Raw genomic sequence first — 20,251 nt, 5'->3', positions numbered from 1 at the left:
CCTCGCGCTGCGACACGTCTTGCGGTAGCGGGGCTTGCGAACGCGGCACTGCAGGCGAGGATATCTTGAATTCGACGGACAAACCCATCGCCTTTGCTCTTGCCCCGCGGCCGGACCTGGACCGGCTGGCGGAGCAGTTCGCCTACGACGGGTTCGTCTCCGTGCCGGACCTGCTCGAGGAAGAATGCGCCCGCCGTCTCCACGCCTTGCTGCGTTCGCGACAGGACTGGCGCCAATCGATCGCCAACGGCGACAGGATCGTCGAATTCGATCGTCCCACCCGCGCGGCCATGCCCGCAGAGACCGCGGCGCAGCTCGACCAGGCCGTTTATGCCGGGGCGCGGGCCGGCTTCCAGTTCCGTTACGAGACCATCCGTGTGCCCGATGCCGATGCGGAGCGCGAGGCGAGCGCCGATCCCCTGGCAGCCTTTGCCCGCTGGTGGTCAGCACCCGAACAGCGCGCCTTCCTGGCAAGACTGACGGGCATATCGGGCTTCGATTTCGCCGACGCGCAGGCCACTGCCTATGCGCCTGGCGATTTCCTCACCGCGCACACCGACGACGTCGACGGCAAGAATCGCCTCGCGGCCTACGTACTCAACCTCACGCCGGGGTGGCGGTTGGAATGGGGCGGGCTGCTGGTGCTGCATCCCGAAGGTGGCGGCAGCGGCGAGGCCGAGGCGCGCGCGCTGGTGCCGCAGTTCAACCGGCTCAACCTGTTCGCCGTGCCGCGCCTGCATTCGGTGACCGAAGTCACGCGCGCCGCCGCCTATCGCCGCTACGCCATCACAGGCTGGCTGCGGCGTTACTGACCGCTCAGAATGCGCCGAGCAACAAGAGGATCTGCGCGAACAGCGCGACGATGATCCAGATGAACGCGCTCAGCACAAGCAGCCGCCAGAAGGCGCTGAAGCGCGACAAATCATAGGCACCGCGCAGCTGCTTGTAGAGGTGAATGGGGGCGACGATCATCGCCGCCAGCGCCAGCACGCCGCCGGGTATTCCCGCCACGCCCAACAGCGACAGCACGATGAACATCAGCGTCATGAAACCCAGCGAGTAGGTCACGAAGATCGCGTGGTCGTATGCGCCGAACCGCCGCCTCCAGGCGAACAGTAGCCAGACGAACGGGATGGAGATCGGGATCAGCAGCCAGCTGAACTTGTAGGCGCTCGACTGCAGCTTGTAGAGCATGAGGCCGGGGTTTTCCTGCCACTTGTGCATCAGCCGGTCGACCAGCGCGATCCCGGTGCCCGCGTCCGCCAAGCGATCGAGGTCGTTCGGCCGGGGCTCTTCAACCGCTTCGCCATTTGCCGTGGCATCATCACCCGCATTCAGACGTCCGGGGATCTCGACGATGGCGATCGCCTGATCGATGCCGGCGATTTCCTCCTGCACTCCGGCTCGCGCAGGGTCGCCTGGTGACATCGCCTCCAGCCGATCGATCAGTTTGCCGCGCTGGTCTCGCAGCTCCGCAAGGCCTTCGGCAGGAGACGTTGCGGCAGCGCCGATCGCGCTGTCGTTCGCTTCCATCCCGTCGCGCACCCCCGCGACGAAGCTGTTGTCCTCCCCGTCGAACGAACTCGGCGCGGCTATCCCAGCGACCGAGAACGCCGCGAACATGGCGAAGACGCCAAACAGGAACAGCGCCATGGGGCTGACGAAGCGCGCCCGCTCGCCGTCGATGTAGCGACGGGTCAGCTTGCCGGGGCGCAGCGCCAGCATGGGCAGCGTGTTCCACAGCTTGCCTTCGAAATGCAGCGCGCCGTGCAGCAGGTCATGCATGAAAGCGCCGATGGTCTTGTGCAGGTGCCCGCGCTGGCCGCAGGCATGGCAATAGGCGCCGACGAGCGGGGTGCCGCAGTTCTGGCAGTTCTCCGGATCATGCGCGCCGCGCGCAAGAGCGCCCGAATCCGGCTCGAGCGCGCGGGCGAAGAAACCGCCCTCGGCCGCCGTGCCCAGCCCATCGAATATGTCGCTCATGCCCCCGCCTCGCTAGTCCGGCTGTCCCGCCGTCGCCATAGGCGAGGCATGGGGACGGGTCGAGAGCCCAGCGCGCCTTGCCCGCAAGGCCGGCGCGCTGCACAAGGCCGGCCATGGACCAAGCGGGCGCATCGCAGGGCTGGATCGGCATGGCGATGCTGGCGGGCGTGTTCGCCGCGCTGGCGCTCGCCGAGCTGGCCGTGCCGTTCCGCCGCGCCGCGGGCACGCGGGGGCACCGCTGGGCGACCAACCTCGCGCTGTTCGCCATCGACACGCTGGCCGTGCGGCTTGTGCTGCCGCTCGCCATGGTCGGCACCGCGGCCCTGGCGGCGGAGCGGGGCTGGGGGCTGTTCAACGTGGTCGCAGTACCCGGCTGGCTGGCTTTCGCCGTAACGCTGCTCGCGCTCGATCTCGCGCTGTGGCTGCAGCACCTCGCCACCCACCGCGTTCCGCTGCTGTGGCGGCTTCACCGCGTCCACCATGTTGACCGCGATTTCGACGTGACCACGGCGGCGCGGTTTCATCCGGTGGAGATCGTCGCTTCGATGGCGTGGAAGATGGCCGTCCTCGCCGCGCTCGGTGCTCCGGTGCTGGCGGTGGCGGTGTTCGAGACGGGCTTTGCCATGTTCACCCTGTGGACCCACGCCAACGTGCAACTGCCGCTGCGCGCGGAACGGCTGGTGCGCGCGCTCATAGTGACGCCCGGGATGCACCGCATCCACCACTCGGTCCGGCCCGGCGAGACGAACAGCAACTACGGCACAGTGCTGTCGGCCTGGGACCGTCTCTTCGGCACCTACGTCGGCGCAGCGCGGGACGAGCCGCGCACCATGCCGATCGGCCTGGAGGAGTGGCGGGGCGAAAGCACTCGCAAGCTCGGCTGGAGCCTCGGCTTCCCGTTCCACCGGCGCTGAAACGAAAAAGGGCCGCGCCTCGCAGCGCAGCCCCTTTTCATCGCGTCCAGCGCAGCTGGTCAGCCGTCGTAGTCGCCACCGATCGAGGTCGAACGGGCAGGTGCGGCAGCGGAAAGGCGCATGGCCTCGGCCGACTGGCTCAGCGAGCCGATGTCGTCCGCCTCGTCCTCTTCATCGGGGAGGATGGTCTGCAGCGACTGGACGAGCGATTCCTGCAAAGCCTTGGGGCGCACCGTCTGCTCGGCCACTTCGCGCAGGGCGACGACGGGGTTCTTGTCGCGGTCGCGGTCGATGGTGAGTTCGGCACCGCCGGAGATCTCGCGTGCACGCTGGGCGGCAAGCAGCACCAGGTCGAAACGGTTGGGGATCTTGTCTACGCAATCTTCGACGGTAACGCGCGCCATGTGGCACTCCACTGGTCCGGTGTGACGGGGAAGCGCGCCAGATAGTCGGGCAGGGCGCGACAGTCAAGGTTTTCCACCGGCGCAGGCGTGCTACAAGGGGGGCGCATGACGCAAGCCAAGACCTCGCCCGCCGCCGCCGGTTATAACGACCCGGAGCCCTTCGAGATTTCGGCGCAGGGGCATGACTTCGCCTTCTTTCCGGCGGGCAAGGACCGCCGCGAGGAGCTGCTGCGGATCATCGACGGGGCGCAGACCAGCCTCAAGATCGCCTTTTACATTTTCGTCAAGGAAGGCGTGGGGGAGGACGTGCGCGATGCGCTGTGCCGGGCGGCCAAGCGCGGGGTCGACGTCTCGCTTATCGTCGACGGTTTCGGCTCAGATGTCGACGACGCATTCTTCAAGGAGATGACCGAGGCCGGCGGCACCTTCTGCGTGTTCATGGCGCGCTGGTCTTTCCGCGCGCTGATCCGCAACCACCAGAAGATCGTGGTCGCCGACGAGGAGGTTGCCATGCTCGGCGGCTTCAACGTGGAGGACGACTACTTCGCCCCGCCACAGGCCAACGGCTGGAACGACATCGGCTTCAGCGTGAAGGGGCCGGTCGTCGCCCGGGTTTCCGAGTGGTTCGACGAATTGAAGGAATGGTCCGCCGACGACAAGGCGCAGTTCAAGGACATCCGCCGCCGCGTGCGCCAGTGGGACGGGGGCGAGCCGCCGGTGCAACTGCTGATCGGCGGGCCCACGAAGGGCCTTTCCAGCTGGGCCGAATGCATCAAGAAGGACCTCGCCGAGGGCGACCGACTGGACATGATGATGGCCTACTTCAGCCCCAACAAGCGCCTTCGCCATTGTATCCGCAAGATAGCGAGGAAGGGGCGGACGACGCTGGTGATGGCGGGCAAGAGCGACAACAACGCCACCATCGGGGCAAGCCGCGCGCTCTATCGCAGGCTGTTGCAGGCGGGCGCGAAGATCTACGAGTTCCAGCCGTGCAAGCTGCACACCAAGCTGATCGTGCTCGACGACGCGGTTTATATGGGGTCCGCCAACTTCGACATGCGCTCGCTCTACGTGAACCTGGAGATCGTGCTGAAGGTCGAGGACGCCGCACTGGCCGAAACCATGCGCGCCTTCATCCACAGGCACCTCGATGCCAGCAACGAGATCACCGCCGAGGAGCACGAGAAGGCCGCCACGCCATGGTGCCGCGTGAAGTGGTGGGCGAGCTGGTTCCTCGTATCGGTGGTGGACTACACCGTCAGCCGCAAGCTCAACCTGGGACTCTAGCTCAGTCCCAGTCGCCGCCGTAGTCGCCCTCGGCGAGGTCGGAGAACTTGGTGATCTTGGGTTCGAAGCGCAGGCGCACCTTGCCGGTGGAGCCGTGGCGTTGCTTGGCGACGATCAGTTCGGCGAGGCCGTAGACGCGCTCCATCTCGGCGGCCCATGCGGCGTGGGCATCGTGGACCTTGGCGTCGTCCGATTCGATGGGCCGCTTTGGCTCGCGCGTGCCGATGTAATAATCCTCGCGGAAGATGAACCAGACCATGTCGGCGTCCTGCTCGATCGAGCCCGATTCGCGCAGGTCGGAGAGCATGGGGCGCTTGTCGTCGCGCTGCTCGACCGCGCGGCTGAGCTGGGAGAGCGCGATGACGGGGACGTTGAGTTCCTTGGCCAGCGTCTTCAGGCCGCGGCTGATCTCGGAAATCTCGTTCACGCGGTTGTCCGTCGCGCGGCCCGATCCCTGCAGCAACTGCAGGTAGTCGACGACGATCAGGCCGATATCGTGCCGCCGCTTCAGCCGCCGCGCGCGGGTGCGCAGCGCGCCGATCGTCAGCGCGGGAGTATCGTCGATGTAGAGCGGCAGGTCGTGCAGGCGCTGGCTGGCGAGCATCAGGTCCTGCAGGTCGCCCTTGCCGATCTTGCCCATGCGCAGCCGCTCGCTGGGGATGCCCGACTGTTCGGCCAGGATACGGGTGGCGAGCTGGTCCTTGCTCATCTCCAGGCTGAACACCGCGACGCCCGCGCCGACCGATTCCTCGATCCCGTCGCGCCGGTCGTTCTTCAGCCGCTCGGCGGCGTTGAAGGCGATGTTCATGGCGAGCGAGCTCTTGCCCATGCCCGGACGCCCGGCGAGGATGATGAGGTCGGAATTGTGCAGGCCGCCGCACTTCTCGTTGATCGAGGTGAGGCCGGTGGTCTTGCCGGATACGTGGCCGCCGGACTTGAAGGCGATTTCCGCCAGGTGCAGCGCTTCCGCCGCCGCCTTGCCGAAGCTCTGCGCCTCGTTGCCGGTGGTCGCGCCCTCGGCCACCTCGTAGAGCCGCGCCTCGGCGAGCTCGATCTGCCGCATGGGCTCGACCTCTTCCGAGGTGTCGAGCGCGTTTTCGACCAGGTCGCGGCCCACAGTCACGAGCTCGCGCAGCAAGGCGAGATCGTAGATCTGCTGCGCCAGTTCGCGCGGGGCGAGCAGGCCCTGCCCGTCGGCGGTCAGCTGCGCGAGATAGCCGGTGCCGCCCAGCTCCTTCAGCGCCGCATCGCCCTCGAAATAGGGCTTCAGGGTGACGGGGGTGACGACCATCTGCCGGTCGATGAGGACGAGGATCCGCTCGAACACGCGGGCGTGGACGGGAGCGTAGAAATGCTCGGGCCGCAGCTGGACGGTCAGCTCCTCCAGCACCCGGTTGTCGATCAGCACCGCACCGATGAAGGCGGCCTCGGCCTCCAGGTTCGTGGGCAGGCTGCGCCCGGTCGCGCCGACGGGGGCGTCGGCGTCGGGAGCGCCCAAGGCGGAGGGCGAGCGGGTGAGCAGGGCTTCGTCGGACATGGCGATGCGCTTAATGCGGCGCGCGCGCGGCCATCGCAAGGTGGCGGCAAGGGCAAATATTTTTCGCACCCTGTGGATAGCGGGGACGACAGGGTCGGCGCGCCGTTTCGCAATTGCAAAAGGCTCCTGCTCTGGGCAGGACGGCGCGGCCATGAGCGCGAGCCCCACCGACCGGATCGACACGATCACCCTCGACGAGGCGACCGTCATCGCGCGCAGCGAGGACATCGAGAAGGAACGCGAGGTCGCCCTGCGCGACTTGGTGGAGGACAACCTGTTCCGCCCCGTTCGCGCTGGCGGCGAGGGACACAGCGGGCCTTGGCACGTCCACCTCGCCATCGTCGACGGGATGCTGGCGCTGCACCTGAAGGACGGCGCGGGCGAACAGGCGGGCACCATCGGCCTCGGCCTGGCTCGCCTGAGGCGCGTGGTGCGCGACTATTTCGCCATCTGCGACAGCTACTACAAGGCGCTGCGGCGGGCATCCACGATGGAGCTGGAGACGGTCGACATGGCGCGCCGGGCCATCCACGATCGCGGTACACGGCTGCTGCTCGACGCGCTCGATGCCAAGGTGGAAACCGATTTCGAAACCGCGAGGCGGCTGTTCACGCTGATTTGCGTGCTGCATATCCGCGCGTGACGGTCTGACGAGGGAGCACGAAGGGCGGGTCGCACCGGTCCAGGACACACGGATGGGCAGGAAGACGAAAAGCAAGGTTCGCGTCTGGATCGCGCTGCTGCTGCTGGCGGGCGTGATCGCCGCCGGGGCATACGCTTGGTGGGCATCGCGCCAGTGGGAGCCCGCGCGCGCCGAATACCCGGTGCAGGGCGTGCTGACCGGCGAGGCAGAGGGGATAATCGACCTGTCCGCGCTGCGCACCGCGCGCGCCGACTTCGTCTATCTCGAGGCGAGCCGGGGCGAGGAAGGGCGCGACGCGGTGTTCGGGCGCAACCTTGCCGCGCTGGCCGGAAGCGGCATCCGCCACGGCGCGGTGCACGTCTACGATCCTTGCGTCCCTGCCGACCGCCAGGCGGCGAACTTCGTGACCATCGTGCCGCGCGATCCCGACCTGCTGCCTCCTGCCATCGCGCTCGGCAAGCTGGCGAGCGAATGCGGCGACCCGGTGCTGGAGGCGGCGATGGAAAGCGAGCTCACCACCTTCATCAACCAGGTGGAGGGCCATGCCGGGCAACCGGTGGTGCTGAAGGTCTCGCCCGCCTTCGAGGAGGCCACCCGCATCGCCACGCGGATAGAGCGCAACCTGTGGCTGGAAAGCGATTTCGTCGAACCCGACTATGCCGGTCGGCCGTGGACGCTGTGGACGGCCAACAGCCGCGCGATCAATCCCGCCAACGGGCAGCCGATGCGCTGGGTGGTGGTGCAGAACTAGGGCCGCGACCGGGCCGGCGCGTTATCGCCGGGTTAACGTTAACCCCCGGCATCGACACGAATTGAACGAAGCCCCCTGCTGCGCGAGATTGCAGGCGTCACATGGGGGGTCATCATGACGCATACCTGCACTGAGCACACCGTTCATCGTTCCGGGCGCCAGGCCTGGACCACGCCGCGCATCGTCGATTGCGATCAGGGCCTCGACGACATCGAGGTGGGCGTGGGCCTGTTCAACGACGGGGTTATCAACCTGCTCGATTCGTGAGTGGCCCGGCGCCGCCGGTGCGCCGGCCACGAACGCCGTCGCGGTTCAGCTGCCGTCCGCCTCCAGCCATTCGACCAGCGCGGCAAGGCAGTCGCGCGCCAGCAGCTTGCAGCGTTCCGGGCTCCAGCCCTGCGCCGTATCGGGCAGGTCGTCGTTGTCCTTGAACGGCATCTCCAGCGTCATCGCCACCGCACCGTAGCGTTCGGCCACCTGGTTGGTACTGATCGTCATGTTGGCGGTGCCGGGCTTCGACTTTGGATAGCCCTTGGCGGTCTGGAATTCGGGCGTGCGCCGCTCGAGGATGCGCTGGTAGGCGTACATCCGCTCGCCGTGTTCGTCGCTCCACGAGGGGATGCCCTCGAACCCGGCGATGAAGTTGGCGGCGATGGCCTCGTCGCCGTGGACGTCCATGGCGAAGTCCACGCCGCTGTCGTCCATGGCGTTGCGGATGGCGAGCACCTCGGGGCTGCGCTCCGCCGTGGGGTTCTCCCACTCGCGGTTGAGGTTCACGCCATCGGCATTGGTCCGCAGGTGGCCGCGGAAGCTGCCGTCGGGGTTGCAGTTGGAGACCACGTGCAGGCGGCACTTCTGGCGGAGGACGCGGCCGACCGGGTCGGCGGGATCGGTCAGCACCTCAAGCGCGCCTTCCATCCACCATTCCGCCATGCTCTCGCCGGGGTGCTGGCGGGCGTAGAACCACACCTGCCTGTCGCCTTCGCCCATCTCGAGGCAGTCGATAGTGCGCCCGTCGAGCGTCTGGCCGAGGCGGCGGTAGGTCACGCCCTCGGCGGCGGCGGCCTCGGCAACGAGATCGTTGTGCCGCTCCATCGAATAGGGCGCGAAATAGGCGAACCAGGCCATGTCGGAGGCGGGCGTGTAGCGCACCGTCATCGTGCCGTTCGCCGCGGCATCGTCGTAACTCGTATCGGCACGGCCCCAGTAGGCACGGTCTTCGGAAACGCAGGCGCGGTAGCCGGGCCAGCCCTGCGGGTAGGCGGTGGCCTTCAGGTTTTCGAACGTGAGCACCAGCTCGCGCCCCGCCACGCCCGAGACGCGGAAGTGGAACCACTGCGCGAACTCGCTGTTGCGGTCGTTCGGGATGCGCAGGGTGGCGCTTGCCCCGTCGATGGAGACGACGTGGATGTTGCCGCTATCGAAAGCGGCGTCGATGCTGATGTCTGGTGCGGTCATTCGACCGAGATAGTCTCGCCCGACTCTCCGGGGAAGCCCGTAAACAGCGCATCAGCCATGCGCGCGGCGGCGGCGGGCGAGGAGCCGTAGTCGCTGTTGGCGCTCGCGGTCATGCTCGCGCGGCCTTCCCACAGGTTCTGCACGCCGGTGGCGGAGCGGATGGAGACGGCCAGCTGCCGCTCGATGCGTTCGGCGGGGCGGCCGTTGATGAGGCGCGTGAGATCGACGCCCACGCCGACGCCCACGCCCGAGCCATAGGTGCCGGTGGAGGCACCGCCGCCCACGCCCACGCCGCTACCGCGCCGCCCCTCGGCGGCAGCGACCATCTGTTCGAGCGAGATCTGCGCGACCTGGTCGGCTTCCTGCGTGGTGACGCGGTAGCCCAGCTGCGCGAGTTCGGCGCGCACCGCATCGGCGTAGATGCCATATTCCACGCTGGCGGTGTCCATCCCCGGCGCGCCCGTCACCCGGATCGTGCCCTGACCCAGCATCGTGGGTGCCTGGCTGACGAAGCGGGTGACCTCCACCGGCGAGACATAGGCAGGGGTCGCGCAGCCACCGAGCAGGGCGATGGCGGCGGCGGGAAGGGCGAGCGCGAGGATGCGGGTTCTCATGGCGTTGTCAACGCACGAGCGGGCCAGCGGTGCCGCGCTCCGCATCTCGCAAGGGTTAGCGCTTGATTGACCATCTCGTGCTAGGGGCGGGCCATGACGACGAAACTTCCCGTTCTGGTGACCGGCGGGGCCGGCTACATCGGCAGCCATGCCGTCCTCGCGCTGATCGATGCCGGCTGGCCGGTCGCGGTGATCGACAACCTCACCACCGGCTTCCGCTTCGCCGTGCCCGAGGGCGTGGCTTTCTACGAGGGCGACATCGCCGATGCCGACCTGCTGGCGCGCATTTTCGCCGAGCAGGGAACGCGAGCGATCATGCACTTCGCCGGCAGCATCGTGGTGCCCGAAAGCGTGGAGAACCCGCTCAAGTACTACGAGAACAACACGGTCAAGAGCCGCGCGCTGCTCGATGCCGCGGTGCGGGCCGGCGTGCCGCACTTCATCTTTTCCAGCACTGCGGCGACTTACGGCATTCCGGAGGAATCGCCGGTGCGCGAGGATACGCCCAGAGCGCCGATCAATCCCTACGGCTGGTCCAAGCTGATGACCGAGCAGATGCTGGCCGACACCGCCGCCGCGCACGCGATGAACTACTGCGCGCTCAGGTATTTCAACGTGGCGGGCGCCGATCCGCAGGCGCGCAGCGGGCAATCGACGGCGGGCGCGACGCACCTCATCAAGGTCGCGGTGGAGGCGGCGCTGGGCAAGCGCGAGAGCGTGGCCGTGTTCGGCACCGACTACACCACGCCCGATGGCACGGGCGTGCGCGACTACATCCACGTGAGCGACCTTGCCGCCGCGCACGTGCTGGCGCTGGAGGCGCTGATCGCCGCGCCGGAGGCTTCGATGACGATGAACTGCGGCTACGGCGGGGGCTTCAGCGTGCTCGAGGTGCTCGACGCCGTCGACCGCGTGACCAACCGCACGATAAACCGCGTGTTCGGCCCACGCCGTCCGGGCGACCCCGATTCGCTGATCAGCGATCCCTCGCGCATCAAGGCCACGCTGCCGTGGCAGCCGCAGCACGCCGATCTCGACCGTATCGTGCAACACGCGCTGGCCTGGGAGCGCAGGCTCTCGGACATTCGCGGGAACGGTTGACTTGGCTGCCCGCGGTGCTTAGGGGCGCAGCTTGAAATTCCGGCATCGGAGGCCATCTCCGGTGCCGCTTGTTTTTACGGGAAAGACCGATGAAAGTCCGCAACAGCCTCAAGTCGCTGAAGAACCGTCACCGCGATTGCCGCGTGATCCGTCGTCGCGGCCGCACCTACGTGATCAACAAGACCAACCGCCGCTTCAAGGCCCGCCAGGGTTGATGACAGGCGCCGTGCCGCGCATGCGTCGCGGCACAGGTCTTCCGAAAAGCCCCCGCCACCACGGGGGCTTTTTGCATGTCTGACGCCCGCGCGGAAATGGCGGTCGTTTTCGACGTCGGGCGGGTGCTGATCCGGTGGGACCTGCGCTGCCTCTTCGCCAAGATGATCGACGACCCTGCCGAGCTCGAATGGTTCGTCACCCACGTGGTGACCGAGGAATGGCACTTCCAGCACGACGCGGGCCGCCCGCTCGCCGAGATGGTGCCCGAACGCATCGCCGAATTTCCCGCCTATGAGCGGCAGATCGCCGCCTACGCCACGCGCTTCAACGAGACAATCCCCGGCCCCGTCCCCGGCTCGCACGAGCTAGTCCGCCGCCTCCACGCGGGCGGCATACCGCTGTTCGCGCTGACCAATTTCGGGGCCGAGTTCTGGAACGCGTTCCGTCCGACCGAGCCGCTGTTCGACCTGTTCGAGGATATCGTGGTCTCCGGCGTGGAGAAATGCGCCAAGCCCGATCCGCGCATCTACGCCATCGCCGAGGCGCGCTTCGGACTGCCGCCGGAGCGGCTGCTCTTTGTCGACGACCGGGCCGAGAATGTCGCCGCTGCCGAGGCGCGCGGATGGCATGGCCATGTCTTCACCGATGCCGGCCGGCTGGAAACGGACCTCGCGGCGCGCGGACTGCTGGCCATCTGACAAAAAAGCCCCGGCACCGCTCGGGTGCCGGGGCACTTCGATACCACCCGGATGGAGAGCGGGCGGCAAGCTCTCGTCAGGCGTTGCAGCGTGCGATCTCGTCTTCCGAAAACGCCTCGCCATCGGCGGAAAAGGCGGTCACCGCACCGACCTCGCGCACCAGCTGGCGACAGACGCGCAAGGGTCGATGTCCGCTGCGCCCCGCAAGGCAGGTCGTATCGTGGCACTGGAACATCACCCCGCCGGCGATCGCGCGTGCCTGTTGCGTGGGAGCCGCGAGTTCGGCGCGGAAGTATGGGCCATCGGCAGCAGCGGGCAGGGGCGCGCCGAGTGATGACAAGGGCAAGACGGCGGCTATTACGGCAAAAGCACTGCGCATCGTGACAACTCCAAAAATGGTTTCAAAACGAGACCGGTCTTGATTCGCTACCTATCTACACCAGTTTTGATTTGCAACCAGTTTTTCCGAAACCGCTGGGCATTGCGCCGGTTGTCTGTAAAACCCCTGGTGGGTTAGAATAAAAGATCGACGTGGGCATACGAGAACCCTTGCGCGAACTGGGCTGCGGCCTGCCGCACGCGCTCGAAGTGATGGGCGAGCGATGGTCGTTCCTCATCCTGCGCGCCGCGTTCAACGGTCTCGTGCATTTCGAGGAATTCTCGAGCGAGCTCGGCATCGCCCGCAACATCCTCTCCGGCCGCCTCGCCAACCTGGTCGAACACGGGGTGATGGAGAGAACTCCGTGCGAGGACGACCGCCGCAAGGTCGAATACCGGCTGACGGAAAAGGGCGCGGCGCTCCTGCCCGCCATGCTCGCGCTGCGCCAGTGGGGTGAGCGCTATACCGACAACGTGAGCCCCGAGCTCGTGCTGGTGGACAAACAGGACGGCCTGCCCATCGCACCCATCACCATGCACGCGCACGACGGGCGGGAGATCGGTTGGGACGACCTCATGTGGCAGCGCGCCGGGGAGCTGGCCGACCAGCGCGGCGGGTGAGCGTCGGGGGGCCGCCGCGCACGCCCGACGGCCGCTACATCGTGGTGCGCGGACGACTGTGGCGCACCAGCAATCCCGCTTTGCCCGAAACCGAACGCCAGCACCTCGTCGACGAACTGATGCACGCCCGCCGCGCGGTGCGCGATGCGAAGGGCGACGAGGCGGCGATGCGCAAGGCGCGGGCGCGGGTTCAGGCCGCCAAGGAGGGCTTGGGAGAACGCGGCCCCGTCTGGTGGACCGACGGCGCGCCCGATCTCAATCGGCACATGGCGAAGAATACGCCCTATGCGCAGTGGTGGGCGAAGGTGGCGGACTGACAGCCGGGCGGGTTGCCCACGCCTAAGGAATCGGCACGCCCGCATAGTCGGCGGCGACCGTCGGGCGCGTCGCGGCGAACTGTGCCACGAAGACGCTGTCGATCCGCTGGCCGGAAGCATCGGTGGCGGGCTCGAACCGGGCGGTCGCGATGAGCGCGTCGCACAGATCCTGCGCGAAGACCGGCTGGGGAGCGTCTGCCGGGAGCGGGAGACAGGTCCGCACGCCGCCCGCGGCATCGACCATCAGCCCGAGGCGAAGTTCAGGCAGGCCGCGAAACCGCTGGTCGGCGGGCAGTTCGCGTACCATCGCGGCTTGCCATGCGGCGGCGTTGACGGGCCGCGCGGCATTTGCGGGCTCGGCCAGCGACTGGGCGGTGGCCGGAACGGCGAGCGCGAGACAGGCGAGGGCTGCAAAAGCGGGGACGGGACGCATGGCTTTCTCCTTTTCGCGAGAACTGCCAGGCAGGCTGAACCCTCCCAGCCGCCGAGTCAACGTGCGCTCCCGCCGCCCGTCAGGCCACGATCCCGGTGTGCGCGACGAGGATGTTGAGGCCGAGCCCGACCAGCACGATCCCGCCCACGATCTCCGCCGCGCCGCCGATGGCCTTGCCGATCCTCGCGGCAAAGAGATAGGCGGGCACGCACACGATGGCCGTGACCAGCCCGATAATCGCACAGGCGAGGCCGATCGGCACATCGAACAACTCCAGCGTCAGCCCCGCCGCCGCAGCGTCGATCGAGGTGGCGATCGCGGCGGCGAGCAGTGCCGCGTAGCTGCGGGAAGGAGGTGCGGGCGCATCCGCCGCATCCTCCTCCCCGACCATACCCTGATAGACCATGCGTGCACCGAGGAGGGTGAGCAGGACAAAGGCGATCCAGTGATCGATCGACTCGATCCAGCCGGAAAACGCGCGGCCCAGCGCCCAGCCGAGCAGTGCCATTGCCCCCTGCGCCACGCCGAATGCGATTCCTGTTTCCAGCGCCCGTCGCAGCTGGTGCGGGCCTGCCGCGCCGCGCACCAGCGAGACGGCAAAGGCATCCGCCGACAGTGCCAGCGCGAGGGCGATGACGGCGATCATGCCCGCGGAGCCTGCCGCCGGTAGCTGAGCGCCTCGGCCACGTGGATGCGGCCCACTTGCTCGGCCCCGGCAAGATCGGCGATGGTGCGCGCCACGCGCAGCATCCGCACGTAGCCGCGCGCGGACAGGCGCATGGCCTCGGCAGCCTGCATCAGCAGCTTGCGGCCCGGCTCGTCGGGCGTGGCGTGGCGTTCGAGCACCTCGCCGTCGAGCTCGGCATTGGAGCGCACGCCGCGCGCCACCTGCCGCGCCCGGGCCGCTGTCACCCGTGCGGCGACCTCTGCGCTGCCTTCACCCGCGGGCGGCAGGTGCAGGTCGGCGGCGCTGACGGCCTCGACCTCCACGTGCAGGTCGATGCGGTCGAGCATGGGGCCGGAAATCTTGCTCTGGTAGTCGGCGGCGCAGCGCGGGGCGCGGCTGCAGGCGAGCGCCGGATCGCCCAGGTGCCCGCAGCGGCACGGGTTCATCGCCGCCACGAGCTGCACCCGCGCCGGGTACTGTACGTGGGCATTGGCGCGCGCGACATCGACCTTGCCGGTTTCCAGCGGCTGGCGCAGCGAATCGAGCACGGTGCGCTGGAATTCGGGCAGCTCGTCGAGGAACAGGACGCCTAGGTGCGCGAGGCTGACCTCGCCCGGCTTCACGCGCAGCCCGCCGCCCGTCAGCGCCGCCATGCTGGCCGAGTGGTGCGGTGCGCGAAAGGGGCGGGTGCGGCTGATCCGCCCGCCCTCGAGCAGCCCGGCGACCGAGGCGACCATGCTCACCTCCAGCGCCTCGGCGGGCGAGAGCGGCGGCAGGATGCCCGGCAGGCAGGCCGCGAGCATCGACTTGCCCGCGCCGGGCGGCCCGTTCATCAGCAGGTTGTGCCCGCCGGCGGCAGCGATCTCCAGCGCGCGCTTCGCCGTCTCCTGCCCTTTCACCTGCCTGAGGTCCGGCCCGTGGCCCGCCTCCTCCACCGCGCCCGCGGCGGGCTCGGGCAGGCGCTGGACGCCGCGCAGGTGGTTGAGCAGGCTGGTGAGGTCGGGCGCGGCGCAGACGTTGACCTCGCTAGCCCAGCGCGCCTCGGGGCCCTGCGCGGCGGGACAGATCAGCCCCACGCCGCTCTCGCTGGCGTGGAGCGCGGCCAGCAGCACGCCGGGCGAGGCGACGATGCGGCCGTCCAGCGCCAGCTCTCCCACCGCCAGCCATTCGCCCGTCGCCTCGGCATCGACCACCCCCATCGCCGCGAGCAGCGCCAGCGCGATCGGCAGGTCGTAGTGCGAGCCTTCCTTGGGCAGGTCCGCGGGCGAGAGGTTCACCGTGATGCGCTTGGGCGGCAAGGAGAGGCCCATGGCCGACAGGGCCGCCTGCACCCGCTCGCGGCTCTCGCCGACGGCCTTGTCGGGCAGGCCGACGACGAGGAACTTGGGCAGGCCCGCGGCGAGGTGGCACTGCACCTCCACCCTGCGCGCCTCCAGCCCGAGATAGGCGACGGTGCCCACCAGTGCGACCACGATTGAACCCCCTTTGCGAAAGCCCGTGATAGCGGCCTCGCCCCGCCTGTCGAGCGCGAAGGTGGCGTTAACCCGGTGCCAACCTTTTGCCTTGGTATTTCGGCAGGAGGCGCGCGCGCATCAGGTCACGATGCGCCGCACGATCCTCGCCCTCGCGCCCCTGCTGGCCCTGTTCGCCGTTCCCGTGACGGCGCAGGACGAGGTTTCTGCCTCGCGCTACGTCTCGCCGCAGCAGGCCGCGGTCGAGCGCGCGGCCATCGCCGCCTTCGGCCCGTTCCGCGTGGTGGACGCACACACCGTCGCCATCGTCGACGTGACGGACGAGCGCTCGCCCGCCGAGTTTGCCGCGCTGCTCGCCCGCTATCCCGAGGTCGACACGCTCGATTTCGTCGAGGCGCCGGGCACCCACGACGACCGCGCCAACCTGGCGCTTGGCCGGATGGTTAGGGCACAAGGGCTGGTGACGCGCGCGCCCGACGGAGGCTCGGTGCGCTCGGGCGCGGTCGAGCTGTTCCTCGCCGGCGTCACCCGCGAGATCGACGAGGGCAGCGAGTTCGCCGTCCACGGCTGGCTCGACGACCTGGGCCGCGGCGCGGAGGACTTTGCGCCAGGCTCGCCCGAACACCGCGCCTACCTCGAATACTATGTCGAGATGGGCATGGCGGAGGAGGAAGCACGTGCATTCTACGCGATGACCAACTCGGTGCCGTTCGAGCAGGCGCTGTGGCTGACCGGGCGCGAGATGCAAGGATGGATCGGCGGGGCAGAGCCGGAACGCGCGCCGTCGCTGGCCTACGCGGTGCTCTCGCTTTAGCCGCACATCGGCGGTTCAAACCCCTCTTCCTCGTTCGCCACGAAGGCTATTCGGCGCGATCCGGCCTTCGGGAAAGTCGCTGTCAGCGTGCCGCCAAAGCCGCCGTCCTCGTGCTGCGCCACGGCGAAGGTGCCGCTGTCCGCCCACTCGCAATCGCGATGGCTGGCATCGCACAGTGCGATCGTTACCTCTTCCGATCGGTCGCTCGCATCGAGAGCATAAGCCCCGTTTTGCGCGTCCGGCCAGCCCGGGCCGTAGAGATGGACCGTGCGCTCGCCGTCGGGCACGGCAATTTCAAACGCAGGGCCGTCGAGCGGACCGCACGAAGGCATGAGCTGTGCTTCGACCTCGGGCTGACTGCAGCCGGCGAGCAGCAAGGTAGCGGCGGAGATTGAGAGGCGAGACATGAGCTCACTATCGCGGCTTCGCCCGCAATTGGCCAGTGCGCGCGGTTGACTCGTCAATCCCATTTGCGTAAGCGCGCGCCAGACCATTGCGGCCGCCCCCTTCGGCGGCCCTTTTTATTCGACTATTCCAAGGTATTCGACATGAAGCGCACTTTCCAGCCGAGCAACCTCGTGCGTGCCCGCCGCCACGGCTTCTTCGCCCGCAAGGCCACCGTGGGTGGCCGCAAGGTCCTTGCCAACCGCCGTCGTCGCGGTCGCAAGAAGCTCTGCGCCTGATTCGCATTGCGCTCACGCCTCCGCGTGAGCGTCCTCGCTAGGTGCGCAGGCAAGCTGCGCCCGCTGCGGGCGGCCGTTCGGCCTTGCGGGCTCCTTCCGGAGCCCGTTTTCGCGTCTATATGGCCAGTATGACCATTTCCGTCCTCACCCGGCGTGCCGATTTCCTGTCGGCGAATCGGGGGCTGCGCGTGGCGCGGCCGGGATTCGTGCTGTTGACGCGGCCGAACGGGGGCGAGGGCGTGCGCTACGGCGTCACGGTCACCAAGAAGATCGGCAACGCGGTCGTCCGCAACCGCATGAAGCGGCGCTTTCGCGAACTGCTGCGCGCCGCGCTGCCCGAACAGGGTCTCGCCGACCACGATCACGTGCTGATCGGGCGCGAGGGCGGGGTGGAGCGCGATTTCGCCGCGATGGGCGCGGAACTGCGTGTCGCTCTCGAACGCGCCGCGGCGGGCAAGGGCGATCCGCCCCGGCGCGGCCCGCGCCCCGGAAGGCGCCGGTGAAGCGCGTGCTCATCCTCGTCGCGCGCGGCTGGCAACTAGGGCCCAGCCGCGTTCTGCCGCCATCGTGCCGCTACAGCCCCTCGTGCAGCGCCTACGCCATCGAGGCGCTGGAGAAGCACGGCGCAATGAGGGGTGGATGGCTGGCCCTCAAACGTATACTGCGCTGCCATCCCTGGGGGGGACACGGGCCGGACCCGGTGCCCTGACGGCTGCCCGCCCCGCATAATTTCGACGGATCGATACCTTGGACAACAATCGCAACCTCATTCTCGCGGTGCTGCTGAGCGCGCTCCTGCTGTTCGGCTGGGACTACGCCATGCGCACCTTCTACCCCGAGGTGGAGACCCCTACCGAGGCGGCGAGCGCCGAGGACGTCCCGGCAGAGCGCGCCGAGAATGCCATCGACGCCGGCGACGAGGTCGCGCCGGCCGAGCTGGTCGATGTCGAGACCGCGCTTGCCGGCGGCCAGCGCGTGCCGATCGATGCGCCCGAAATCGTCGGCTCGATCAACCTCGTGGGCGCGCGCATCGACGACATCGATCTCAAGACCCATCGCCAGAGCGTCGAGCGCGACAGCGGCCCCGTGCGCCTGTTCTCGCCCGCCGGCACCGCCGCACAGCATTACGCGCGCTTCGGATGGGCCGGAGACGGGGTTGCCACGCCGGGCGCGCAGACCGTGTGGCGCGTGCTGGAAGGCGAGCGGCTGACGCAGGATACCCCCGTCACCCTGGTATGGGACAACGGCCAGGGCCTGCGCTTCGTCACCCGCTTCTCCATCGACGATCGCTACATGCTCACCGTCGCGCAGGCCGTGCACAACGGCGGCAACGGCACCGTGGCCCTTCGGCCCTACGGCTTCATCACCCGCACCAGCCTCAGCGCGGATCCCAGCAACTTCAACGTCCACTCCGGCCCCATCGCCGCGAACGGCGACGGCGTGAACTTCGACTGGGATTACGACGAGGTCGACGAGGAGCGTGGCGCCAGCTTCGGTAACGGCACCGACTGGGTGGGCTTCACCGACATCTACTGGCTGTCCGCGATGATCGACGGGGGCGGGGAGAACGCCGTGGGCTCGGTGCGGCCCCTTGGCTCCTCGCTCTACCGCGCCGAACTGCTCTACGATCCCGTCAACGTGGCTGCCGGTGCGACCGTCGGCAACACGACGCGGCTGTTTGCCGGGGCGAAGGAAAGCTCGGTCCTGTCGGATTACCAGAATGCCGGGGTCGCGGGCTTCAACAACGCCATCGACTGGGGCTGGTTCGGCATCATCGTGTGGCCGATGTGGCAGCTCCTGATCTTCCTGTTCGGCATCGTCGGCAACTTCGGCGTGGCGATCATCTGCCTGACGCTGATCATCCGCTTCCTGATGTTCCCGGTGGCGCAGAAGCAGTTCACCAGCATGGCGCAGATGCGCGCGGTACAGCCCAAGATGAAGGCACTGCAGGAACGCTACAAGGACGACCGGGTCCAGTTGCAGCAGGAAATGGCCAAGCTCTACAAGGAGGAAAAGGTCAATCCGCTGGCGGGCTGCCTGCCGATCTTCCTGCAGATCCCGATCTTCTTCGCGCTCTACAAAGTGCTGCGCCTCGCCATCGAGATGCGGCACCAGCCGTTCCTATACGTCAAGGACCTGTCGGCACCCGACCCGGCGCATATCCTCAACCTGTTCGGCCTGCTCGACTTTACGCCTCCCGGCTTCCTCGGCATCGGCATCCTGGCCGTCTTGCTGGGCGTTACCATGTGGCTCCAGTTCAAGCTGAACCCGGCGGCGATGGACCCGATGCAGCAGCAGATCTTCATGCTGATGCCTTGGCTGATGATGTTCGTGATGGCACCGTTCGCGGCCGGCCTGCTGATCTACTGGATCACCTCGAACATCCTCACGTTGGCGCAGCAGTGGTTCCTCTATTCACGCAATCCGCAGCTCAAGGCTCAGATGCTGAAGGAGAAAGAGGAAAAGGCGCGTGAGGCGCAGCGCGCCAAGGCCGAAGCCGGATGAGCGAGGCCGACGACGCCACGGAGGCCGAGCTGGCCGAGGAAGCCGCGCGCCTGTTTTCGGGCAGGGTCGAATTCCTGCTGTCCGCCCCGCAGCTGAAATTCCTGCCCGAGCCCGATTTCCCGGAGGTGGCCTTCTGCGGGCGCTCGAACGTGGGCAAGAGCTCGCTGATCAACGCGGTGACGGGGCGTCGCTCGATCGCGCGGGCATCGGTGACGCCGGGACGCACGCAAGAGCTAAACTTCTTCGAGGTCGGTGAGCCGACCCAGTTCCGATTGGTCGACATGCCCGGCTACGGCTTTGCCAAGGCGCCGCTCAAGGTGGTCGAGAAATGGCGTGGTCTGGTGCGCACCTTTCTGCGCGGACGTGCCCCGCTCAAGCGCACGCTGGTTCTGGTCGACAGCCGCCACGGGCTGAAGGACAGCGACCGCGAGATGATGAAGATGCTCGACGAGGCGGCAGTCGGCTACCGCGTGGTGCTGACAAAGACCGACAAGATCAAGGCGAGCGAACTGGAGGCGGTTGCGGGCAAGGTAGAGGCCGAGGCGCGCAAGCACGTCGCCGCCTATCCGGAAATTCACCGCACCAGCGCTGAGAAGGGCATGGGCATTTCAGAGCTGCGTGCGGCGATTCTGGCGGACGTGCGCGCCTAGATCCAGCTACCTGCTCGCCTGTTGCACGCACAAAAAAGGGCGCCAATGGCGCCCTTTTCCGTTTTCTGATCGGACCCGATCAGCAGCTCTTGCCGCCGAACAGCC

The 20,251-nt window shown here is 68.0% G+C and carries 27 protein-coding genes; 17 read left to right on the top strand and 10 right to left on the bottom strand.

Annotated features, from left to right (window positions below):
• Positions 1 to 65: 65 nt before the first annotated feature.
• Positions 66 to 812, top strand: coding sequence for a 2OG-Fe(II) oxygenase (locus AAW00_RS07120; RefSeq protein ID WP_052761824.1), 747 nt, complete (start codon positions 66 to 68; stop codon positions 810 to 812).
• Positions 813 to 816: 4 nt separating this feature from the next.
• Here AAW00_RS07120 and AAW00_RS07115 read toward each other — a convergent pair whose 3' ends face one another.
• Entirely contained in the window at positions 817 to 1,983 is a 1,167-nt protein-coding gene (locus AAW00_RS07115; RefSeq protein WP_047003705.1) for a DUF3667 domain-containing protein, read from the bottom strand.
• Between the two features lie 113 nt (positions 1,984 to 2,096).
• Here AAW00_RS07115 and AAW00_RS07110 point away from each other — a divergent pair, with 113 nt between their 5' ends.
• Positions 2,097 to 2,897 (top strand): sterol desaturase family protein, encoded by an 801-nt coding sequence (locus tag AAW00_RS07110; RefSeq protein WP_047003704.1) that lies wholly within the window; start codon positions 2,097 to 2,099, stop codon positions 2,895 to 2,897.
• 59 nt (positions 2,898 to 2,956) lie between these two features.
• On the opposite strand, the gene rpoZ is transcribed toward AAW00_RS07110, so the two are convergent.
• A complete protein-coding gene (gene rpoZ, locus AAW00_RS07105; protein WP_047003703.1) occupies positions 2,957 to 3,301 on the bottom strand; it encodes a DNA-directed RNA polymerase subunit omega in 345 nt (114 codons plus the stop codon).
• A gap of 105 nt (positions 3,302 to 3,406) precedes the next feature.
• On the opposite strand from rpoZ, the gene AAW00_RS07100 reads away from it, so the two are divergent.
• On the top strand, positions 3,407 to 4,588 hold the full coding sequence (locus AAW00_RS07100) for a phospholipase D-like domain-containing protein (RefSeq protein ID WP_052761823.1): 1,182 nt from the start codon (positions 3,407 to 3,409) through the stop codon (positions 4,586 to 4,588).
• 1 nt (position 4,589) lies between these two features.
• On the opposite strand, the gene AAW00_RS07095 is transcribed toward AAW00_RS07100, so the two are convergent.
• On the bottom strand, positions 4,590 to 6,125 hold the full coding sequence (locus AAW00_RS07095) for a replicative DNA helicase (protein ID WP_082125042.1): 1,536 nt from the start codon (positions 6,123 to 6,125) through the stop codon (positions 4,590 to 4,592).
• A gap of 151 nt (positions 6,126 to 6,276) precedes the next feature.
• Between AAW00_RS07095 and AAW00_RS07090 the strand changes: the two genes are divergently transcribed.
• The 3 genes from AAW00_RS07090 (at position 6,277) to AAW00_RS14935 (ending at position 7,786) form a co-directional block, all read left to right on the top strand.
• Entirely contained in the window at positions 6,277 to 6,768 is a 492-nt protein-coding gene (locus AAW00_RS07090; RefSeq protein ID WP_047003702.1) for a UPF0262 family protein, read from the top strand.
• 52 nt (positions 6,769 to 6,820) lie between these two features.
• Positions 6,821 to 7,519, top strand: a complete 699-nt coding sequence (locus AAW00_RS07085; RefSeq protein WP_047003701.1) for a glycoside hydrolase family 25 protein — start codon at positions 6,821 to 6,823, stop codon at positions 7,517 to 7,519.
• Positions 7,520 to 7,633: 114 nt separating this feature from the next.
• A complete protein-coding gene (locus tag AAW00_RS14935) occupies positions 7,634 to 7,786 on the top strand; it encodes a hypothetical protein (protein WP_156169993.1) in 153 nt (50 codons plus the stop codon).
• Positions 7,787 to 7,831: 45 nt separating this feature from the next.
• Here the strand turns inward: AAW00_RS14935 and AAW00_RS07080 are convergent, their stop codons facing one another.
• Together AAW00_RS07080 and AAW00_RS07075 are read right to left on the bottom strand one after the other, a co-directional pair.
• Positions 7,832 to 8,977, bottom strand: coding sequence for a M14 family metallopeptidase (locus AAW00_RS07080; protein WP_047003700.1), 1,146 nt, complete (start codon positions 8,975 to 8,977; stop codon positions 7,832 to 7,834).
• Positions 8,974 to 9,591, bottom strand: coding sequence for a DUF4136 domain-containing protein (locus AAW00_RS07075; protein WP_047004471.1), 618 nt, complete (start codon positions 9,589 to 9,591; stop codon positions 8,974 to 8,976). The genes AAW00_RS07080 and AAW00_RS07075 overlap by 4 nt, the downstream gene beginning before the upstream one ends.
• 93 nt (positions 9,592 to 9,684) lie before the next feature.
• Here AAW00_RS07075 and galE point away from each other — a divergent pair, with 93 nt between their 5' ends.
• From galE to AAW00_RS07060, 3 genes are all read left to right on the top strand, one after another.
• Complete coding sequence (galE, locus tag AAW00_RS07070) at positions 9,685 to 10,692, top strand: UDP-glucose 4-epimerase GalE (protein ID WP_047003699.1); 1,008 nt, start codon at positions 9,685 to 9,687, stop codon at positions 10,690 to 10,692.
• An 89-nt stretch (positions 10,693 to 10,781) separates the two neighbouring features.
• The gene (gene ykgO / locus AAW00_RS07065; RefSeq protein ID WP_011415100.1) at positions 10,782 to 10,907 is read left to right on the top strand and encodes a type B 50S ribosomal protein L36; all 126 of its coding nucleotides are present in this window, start codon (positions 10,782 to 10,784) and stop codon (positions 10,905 to 10,907) included.
• A gap of 75 nt (positions 10,908 to 10,982) precedes the next feature.
• Positions 10,983 to 11,606 carry an HAD family hydrolase gene (locus AAW00_RS07060; RefSeq protein WP_047003698.1) on the top strand — a complete coding sequence of 208 codons (624 nt, stop codon included), beginning with the start codon at positions 10,983 to 10,985 and terminating at the stop codon, positions 11,604 to 11,606.
• A gap of 76 nt (positions 11,607 to 11,682) precedes the next feature.
• Here the strand turns inward: AAW00_RS07060 and AAW00_RS14930 are convergent, their stop codons facing one another.
• Positions 11,683 to 11,946 carry a DUF8200 family protein gene (locus AAW00_RS14930; protein ID WP_156169991.1) on the bottom strand — a complete coding sequence of 88 codons (264 nt, stop codon included), beginning with the start codon at positions 11,944 to 11,946 and terminating at the stop codon, positions 11,683 to 11,685.
• A gap of 185 nt (positions 11,947 to 12,131) precedes the next feature.
• On the opposite strand from AAW00_RS14930, the gene AAW00_RS07050 reads away from it, so the two are divergent.
• A complete protein-coding gene (locus AAW00_RS07050) occupies positions 12,132 to 12,605 on the top strand; it encodes a winged helix-turn-helix transcriptional regulator (RefSeq protein ID WP_420911630.1) in 474 nt (157 codons plus the stop codon).
• Positions 12,602 to 12,922 carry a hypothetical protein gene (locus AAW00_RS07045; protein WP_047003695.1) on the top strand — a complete coding sequence of 107 codons (321 nt, stop codon included), beginning with the start codon at positions 12,602 to 12,604 and terminating at the stop codon, positions 12,920 to 12,922. Before AAW00_RS07050 ends, AAW00_RS07045 begins: the two co-directional genes overlap by 4 nt.
• A gap of 22 nt (positions 12,923 to 12,944) precedes the next feature.
• Here AAW00_RS07045 and AAW00_RS07040 read toward each other — a convergent pair whose 3' ends face one another.
• The 3 genes from AAW00_RS07040 to AAW00_RS07030 form a co-directional block, all read right to left on the bottom strand.
• Entirely contained in the window at positions 12,945 to 13,355 is a 411-nt protein-coding gene (locus AAW00_RS07040) for a hypothetical protein (RefSeq protein ID WP_047003694.1), read from the bottom strand.
• A 79-nt stretch (positions 13,356 to 13,434) separates the two neighbouring features.
• Positions 13,435 to 14,001, bottom strand: a complete 567-nt coding sequence (locus AAW00_RS07035; RefSeq protein WP_047003693.1) for a manganese efflux pump MntP — start codon at positions 13,999 to 14,001, stop codon at positions 13,435 to 13,437.
• Entirely contained in the window at positions 13,998 to 15,494 is a 1,497-nt protein-coding gene (locus AAW00_RS07030) for a YifB family Mg chelatase-like AAA ATPase (protein ID WP_047003692.1), read from the bottom strand. Before AAW00_RS07030 ends, AAW00_RS07035 begins: the two co-directional genes overlap by 4 nt.
• A 130-nt stretch (positions 15,495 to 15,624) precedes the next feature.
• Here AAW00_RS07030 and AAW00_RS07025 point away from each other — a divergent pair, with 130 nt between their 5' ends.
• Entirely contained in the window at positions 15,625 to 16,308 is a 684-nt protein-coding gene (locus AAW00_RS07025) for a hypothetical protein (RefSeq protein WP_047004470.1), read from the top strand.
• On the opposite strand, the gene AAW00_RS07020 is transcribed toward AAW00_RS07025, so the two are convergent.
• Complete coding sequence (locus AAW00_RS07020) at positions 16,305 to 16,715, bottom strand: hypothetical protein (protein WP_047003691.1); 411 nt, start codon at positions 16,713 to 16,715, stop codon at positions 16,305 to 16,307. The two genes, AAW00_RS07025 and AAW00_RS07020, sit on opposite strands and share 4 nt — an antisense overlap.
• A 141-nt stretch (positions 16,716 to 16,856) precedes the next feature.
• Between AAW00_RS07020 and rpmH the strand changes: the two genes are divergently transcribed.
• The 5 genes from rpmH to yihA all read left to right on the top strand — a co-directional run bounded on the left by rpmH (position 16,857) and on the right by yihA (position 20,146).
• Positions 16,857 to 16,991, top strand: a complete 135-nt coding sequence (gene rpmH, locus AAW00_RS07015; RefSeq protein ID WP_047003690.1) for a 50S ribosomal protein L34 — start codon at positions 16,857 to 16,859, stop codon at positions 16,989 to 16,991.
• Between the two features lie 119 nt (positions 16,992 to 17,110).
• Positions 17,111 to 17,494, top strand: coding sequence for a ribonuclease P protein component (gene rnpA, locus AAW00_RS07010; RefSeq protein WP_047003689.1), 384 nt, complete (start codon positions 17,111 to 17,113; stop codon positions 17,492 to 17,494).
• Positions 17,491 to 17,700 (top strand): membrane protein insertion efficiency factor YidD, encoded by a 210-nt coding sequence (gene yidD, locus AAW00_RS14610; RefSeq protein WP_082124977.1) that lies wholly within the window; start codon positions 17,491 to 17,493, stop codon positions 17,698 to 17,700. Before rnpA ends, yidD begins: the two co-directional genes overlap by 4 nt.
• 38 nt (positions 17,701 to 17,738) lie before the next feature.
• Complete coding sequence (gene yidC / locus AAW00_RS07005; RefSeq protein ID WP_047003688.1) at positions 17,739 to 19,496, top strand: membrane protein insertase YidC; 1,758 nt, start codon at positions 17,739 to 17,741, stop codon at positions 19,494 to 19,496.
• Positions 19,493 to 20,146 carry a ribosome biogenesis GTP-binding protein YihA/YsxC gene (gene yihA / locus AAW00_RS07000; protein ID WP_047003687.1) on the top strand — a complete coding sequence of 218 codons (654 nt, stop codon included), beginning with the start codon at positions 19,493 to 19,495 and terminating at the stop codon, positions 20,144 to 20,146. Before yidC ends, yihA begins: the two co-directional genes overlap by 4 nt.
• Positions 20,147 to 20,251: the final 105 nt, after the last annotated feature.

It is taken from the genome of Aurantiacibacter luteus (assembly GCF_001010945.1).
Taxonomy (GTDB): Bacteria; Pseudomonadota; Alphaproteobacteria; order Sphingomonadales; family Sphingomonadaceae; genus Alteraurantiacibacter; species Alteraurantiacibacter luteus.
The sequence above is the reverse complement of the archived record's forward strand: the minus strand, read 5'-3'. Positions and strand labels throughout refer to the sequence as shown.